General features: G+C 77.5%; 3 protein-coding genes. All 3 read right to left on the reverse strand.

What is annotated here, in order from left to right:
• A partial coding sequence (locus OJ997_RS36085; protein WP_270030314.1) for an ATP-binding protein occupies positions 1-2,352 on the reverse strand: 2,352 nt, incomplete at its 3' end.
• A gap of 13 nt (positions 2,353-2,365) precedes the next feature.
• Entirely contained in the window at positions 2,366-2,731 is a 366-nt protein-coding gene (locus OJ997_RS36090; RefSeq protein WP_270030315.1) for a cupin domain-containing protein, read from the reverse strand.
• Between the two features lie 55 nt (positions 2,732-2,786).
• Positions 2,787-3,524, reverse strand: a 738-nt coding sequence (locus tag OJ997_RS36095; protein ID WP_270030316.1) for a helix-turn-helix domain-containing protein, incomplete at its 5' end; no start/stop codon positions are given.

The following is a 3,524-nucleotide window of genomic DNA, read 5'->3' on the forward strand; positions in this document are numbered from 1 at the left end:
CGCGCGCTCGTCGCCCTCCGCGACGGCCACGGCGGCGCGCAGCACGGCGACGTCTTCGCCCGGCGCCAGCGCGCCCGCGAGCGCGAGCAGCGCCATCGCCTCGGCGCTCGCCACGCCCCGGTCGCGCGACTCGGCCAGCTCTCGTTCGGCCAGCTCGCGGCCTTCGTCGGCGCGGCCGACGGCGATCAGGGCACGGGCGCGCAGGGCGGTCGGGTAGCCGAGCGGGAAGCGGCGCTGCTCGTAGGCGTCGAGCAGCCAGAGCATGCGGTCGAGGTCGGCCAGCGCGTCGTGCGGCCGGCCCTGCGCCATCCGCAGCTCGCTGCGCGCGGTCCAGGCGATCAGTCCGCCCCAGCTGCCGTCGAGGTCGGCCGGGAAGCCGGCGGCGATCGTGTCGGCCTCGGCGAGCTGGCCGCTGAGCACGAGCGACCGGATGACGGCGCCGCGGACGCCGATCTCGGTCGCGGTCTGGAACGCGAAGCCCTGCAGCTCGAGCGCGTTGCGGGCCTGCGCCTCGGCGCGTGCGGCCGAGCCGAAGGCGAGCTCCCACTCCGCGCGCATGAACGAGACGAACGCGCTTCCCAGCCGCGTGCGGCTGCGCGCGACCGTGGCCTCGGCGTCGCGGAGTGCGGCGTCGGTGGTGCCGGCGTCGTCGACCGCGAGCAGGCCGACGAGCCCCCAGAACGGCGACGGGTGCTCGATCCCGGTCAGCTGCGCGAACGGTCGCGCGGAGAAGATCGGCACCGCCATCCGGCGCACCTGGTCGGCGGGCACGGCGGTGCACGCCGATTGGTAGACGAGGTGGGCGAGCACGCCCGGGCCGGGGTCCGCGAGCCAGCGGTCGAGCAACGCCGCGCGCCGGGCGGCCATCCGCGGATCGAGGATGACGGCGTTGAGCAGATGGGCGGCGAGGCGGTCGCGCAGGACGGGATCGCCGGCCGGGCCGAGCCGTTCCAACGCGCCCTGCAGCGCGTCGGCGATCGGCTCCAGCGGCTCGTGCAGGCGGTTGCCGCCCGTGGCGATCAGCTCCTCGATCGCGCGTGCGGACAGCTCCGGGTCGGGCGCGGTCGCGGCGAAGCGCAGCCGGTCGGCGGCCTGCGGATCGCCGGCGCGGACGGCGGCGCGGCCGAGCTCGAGCTCCAGCTCGAAGCGCGCGCCGCCGTCGTCCTCCTCCAGCGCGCGGTGCAGGCGTCGCACGGCGGCGTCGGGAGCGCCCTCGTCGAGCGCGCGGGCCGCGCCGTCGCGCAGCGCCTGCGCGGCCCATGGCTGATGGAGCGGGGGCGCGGCGAGCAGGTGCACGACCACGTCCTCCTCCGCGCCCGGGCGGTGTCGCAGATGCTCGGCGGCGCGACGGTGCAGCTGCGCGCGGTCGCGGGTCGTGACCGGCTCCGCGACGGCGGCCGCGACGAGCGGGTGGATGAAGCGCGGCGGGTCGTCGTCGGCGAGCTCGAGCTCCTTGAGCGTGACGAGCGCGGCGACCGCCTCCGGCGTGGTCAGCTCGGCGGCGGTGGCGAGCAGGTCGAGGTCGCGGCGGTCGCCGAGGACCGCGAGCGCACGGGCGAGCCGGCGGGCCGGCTCGGGCACGCGGGCGAGCCGGCGTTCGACGCTGCGCGTGATCGAGCTGGGGACGGCGGCGTTGACGGCGTCCGCGGTGATCGGCGTGCCGTCGAGCGAGCGCAGCAGCTCCCGCACGAGCAGCGGGTTGCCGCGCGTGCTCGTCAGCGCGGCGCCGACGGCGTCCTCGGGTACGTCCTCACCGAGCAGCGCCTTCACGGCGGGCGCCGTCAGCGCGCGGGGCCGCAGGACCGTCGCGTCGAGCGCGTGCAGCAGGTCCTGCTCGGCGCCGGGCTCGTTCGGGCGGGCGCCGACGAGGATCGCGACCGGCAGCTCCGGCACCCGGCGCGCGAGGAAGTCGAGGAAGCGGAGGCTGGGCGCGTCGCTCCAGTGCGCGTCGTCGACGACGAGCAGCAGTGGCGCGGTCTCCGCCAGGCCGGCGGTCAGCCAGTACAGGCCGTGGAGCGTGGCGAACGAGGCGTCGGCGACGGGCTCCACGGTGCCGGCGCCGATCGCGGGCGCGGCCTGCGCGGCGGCGCCGACGAGCAGCTCGTCGCGGCGCTCGTGGACGGTCCGCTCGAACAGCTGGCGCACGACGCCGAACGGGAACTCGCGCTCGAGCTCCCCGCCGGTCGCGTGCAGCGTGCGGAAGTCCGGCTGATCGCGCGCCGCGTTGAGCAGCGCGGTCTTGCCGGCGCCGGCCGCGGCTTCGACGAGGATCGTGCCGCCCTCGCCTCGGCGCGCGGCGTCGAGCAGCGCGTGCAGCTGCCGCAGCTCGTTCTCGCGCTCCAGCAACCGCATCCGGCGGAGAAGCCTACGCGCGAGGCGACGGGAGCCGCACCATTCCGGCCGCGGTGAGCAGGACGGCGAGGTCCTCGGGGTCGGGCAGCGGCGGCTTGACGAGGTTCACGAACCGCTCGTCGGCGGGCGCGGCGAGGCACAGCATCCGCAGCGCGGTGGGCGCGTGCAGCGTGCGCGGCACGTCGCGGGGGAGGGCGAGCGCCTGGCCGGCGCGCAGCGTCTGCGCGACGCCGGCCAGGGTGACCTCGAGCTCACCCTGCAGGACGAGCACGACGACGTCCTCGCGGCTGGCCACGTGCGGCGGCAGGCCCGTCCCCGCGGGCGCCGTGACCTCGAGGAGCACGTAGTCGTCGGTGGCGGCGATCAGCTCGACCTGCATACCCCGCATGCTCGCGCCGGTCGCGGGCGCGCGCCATGGAGAGCCACCCCGGGGTTCACCCCAGAGTCAGCGCCTCCGCCAGTTGCGTGCGGGAGCGGATGCCGAGCTTCGAGTACGCGTTCCCGAGCGTGAACTCGACGGTCTTGCGCGTCACGAACAGCGTCTCGGCGATCTCGCGGTTGCTCAGCCCACGCGCGGCGTGCTCGGCCATCCGCCGCTCGGACGGCGTCAGCGCGGCCGCGCCGCTCTGCGCCGCGCGCTTGGGCTTGCCGCCGGCGACGACGAGCTCCTCGGTCGCCCTGTTGGCGAGCGCGATCAGGTCGTGGCGCGCGGCGAGGTCGCGCGCGTCGGTGAGGTGCCGTCGCGCCTCGGTCCGCTGCCCGGCCTGGCGCAGCGCGAGCCCGCGGGCGAAGGAGGCCTCCGCGCGAGCACGTGGGGAAGGGGACGGGGAGAGACGCACGAAGGCGCTGGCGGCGGGCGGCGAGTCCTCGGCCGCCTGGGGCGGCGACTCCGTGTCGGCTCGGGGCGCCGTGGACGCGGCGGCGCGGGGCGGCGATTCCGCGTGGGCGCTCGGCGACTCCGTGTCGGCTCGGGGCGGCCCCGTCGCGGCGCCGGCGGCGGCCGGCGTGGCCGCGGGCTCGTCCGGAAGCGTCCACGGGTGGCCGTTCGCGGCGGCCAGCGCGGCCTCGGTGTCGCCGTGCGCGACGAGCGCTTGCGCGGCGAACGTCGCGACGCCGCGGCGGGCCGCGTCGCGCGTCTCTTCGAGCGCGGCGGCGCGGGCCTCGTCCGGGCG

The sequence above is a fragment of the Solirubrobacter phytolaccae genome (assembly GCF_027587195.1).
GTDB lineage: Bacteria > Actinomycetota > Thermoleophilia > Solirubrobacterales > Solirubrobacteraceae > Solirubrobacter > Solirubrobacter phytolaccae.